The sequence below is a fragment of the Saccharopolyspora sp. genome (genome assembly GCF_017434145.1).
GTDB classification, from domain to species: Bacteria; Actinomycetota; Actinomycetes; order Mycobacteriales; family Pseudonocardiaceae; genus Saccharopolyspora_C; species Saccharopolyspora_C galaxeae.
Genome location: NZ_JAFRFW010000564.1, coordinates 1 through 2,004, shown reverse-complemented (window position 1 = coordinate 2,004; position 2,004 = coordinate 1). Strand labels below are relative to the sequence as shown.

Genomic DNA, 2,004 nt, shown 5'->3' with positions numbered 1-2,004 from the left:
CCGGCGCGCTGTCCGGCACCGCGGCAGCGGCACCGGGCGAGTTCGCAGGCCGCGGCGTGCCCGGTACCGACTTCACCCCCGTCGCGCCGAACAAGGACGACCGGGTCACCGTCCCCGAGGGCTACCGGCAGGACATCGTGATCCGCTGGGGAGACCCGGTGCTGCCCGGCGCGCCCGAGTTCGACTTCCACCACCAGAACTCCGCGGCGCAGGAAAAGCAGTTCGGCTACAACAACGACTTCGCCGGGTTCGTCCCGCTGGACAGCACCGGCGAGCGCGGCCTGCTCGTGGTGAACCACGAGTACAGCACCGAGCCGCACATGTTCCCGGACTACGACGCCGAGAACCCCACCGAGGAGCACGCCCGGATCGCGTGGGCCGCGCACGGTCTTTCCGTGGTCGAGGTGACCCGCGAACCCGGCAAGGGGCTCACCCCGAAGATCGGCAAGTACAACCGCCGGATCACGCTGAACACCGAGTTCGAGGTTCGCGGCCCGGCCGCGGGCAGCGAGCACCTGAAGACCTCCGCGGACCCGACCGCCACCAAGGTCTTCGGCACTCAGAACAACTGCTCGGGCGGGGTCACTCCGTGGGGCACGATCCTGTCCGGCGAGGAGAACATCCACCAGTACTTCGCCAACTCGGACAAGGTCACCGACCCGGTCGCCAAGCAGCGCTACGAGCGCTACGCGATCGGCACCGGCGTCTCGGAGCGCAAGTGGGAGCGGTTCGACAAGCGCTGGGACGTCCCGCAGGAGCCGAACGAGCCGAACCGGTTCGGCTGGATCGTGGAGATCGACCCGAACGACCCGGAGTCCACCCCGATCAAGCACACCGCGCTGGGCCGGTTCAAGCACGAGGCCGCGACCATCCAGGTCGCCGACGACGGCCGGGTCGCGGCCTACCTGGGCGATGACGAGCGGTTCGAGTACGTCTACAAGTTCGTCTCGAACGGCCGGATCAAACCGGGCCGCAGCGCGCACGCGCGCAGGCACAACTCCGCGCTGCTCGACGACGGCACGCTCTACGTCGCCAAGTTCACCGGCAACAGCCCGGAGTCCGAGATCGACGGCTCCGGCAAGCTGCCCGCCGACGGCCACTTCGACGGTGCGGGCGAGTGGATCAAGCTGGCCAGCGGCGACGAGTCGTTCGTGCCCGGGTTCACCGCCGAAGAGGTCTACGTGTTCACCCGGCTCGCCGCCGACGCGGCCGGTGTCACCAAGATGGACCGGCCCGAGGACATGGAGCCGAACCCGGTCAACGGCCGCATCTACTGCGCGCTGACGAACAACTCCAACCGCGGCTCGGCGGGCAACGCCGGGCCGGACGAGGCGAATCCGCGCGTGGAGAACAAGCACGGGCACGTGCTGGAGGTCGACGACGACGCCACCGGTACCCGGTTCGGCTGGAACCTGCTGCTGGTCTGCGGCGACCCGAACGATCCGGGCACCTACTTCGGCGGCTTCGACAAGAGCGCCGTCAGCCCGATCTCCTGCCCGGACAACGTCGCCTTCGACCGGTTCGGCAACCTGTGGATCACCACCGACGGCAACGAGCTCGGCTCCAACGACGGGTTGTTCGCGGTGCCGGTGGAAGGCCCGGAGCGCGGGCAGGTCAAGCAGTTCCTGACCGTTCCGGTCGGGGCCGAGACCTGCGGACCGGTGATCCTCGAAGACCTGATCACGGTCAACGTGCAGCACCCCGGTGAGGACGCGGAGGACCCGCAGCACCCGACCTCGCACTGGCCGGACGGCGGCACTTCGGCGCCCCGGCCCGCGGTGGCGGTCGTCTACCGCGAAGACGGAGGCCGGATCGGCGTGCGCTGATCCGGCCCGGCGAGCGAGGGGGCCTTCCGAACCCGGGAGGCCCCCGTTGCGCTCTGGTTTGCGCCCGAAAACGGGCTGGGGGGCCAACTCGCCGCGTGCGGTTCAGCACGTCGGCAAGCGGGCCGGTTCTCCGAGACGGCCCGGCCCGTCGGGCCCGGGTCAGCTCTCCGCCAGCGGT

At 70.0% G+C, this 2,004-nt stretch carries 1 protein-coding gene; it reads left to right on the top strand.

The genetic code is table 11. From position 1 onward, the window contains the following. The coding region (locus tag IJH84_RS15550; protein WP_295145689.1) for a PhoX family phosphatase at positions 1 to 1,826 on the top strand (1,826 nt) is incomplete at its 5' end. Positions 1,827 to 2,004 lie beyond the last annotated feature (178 nt).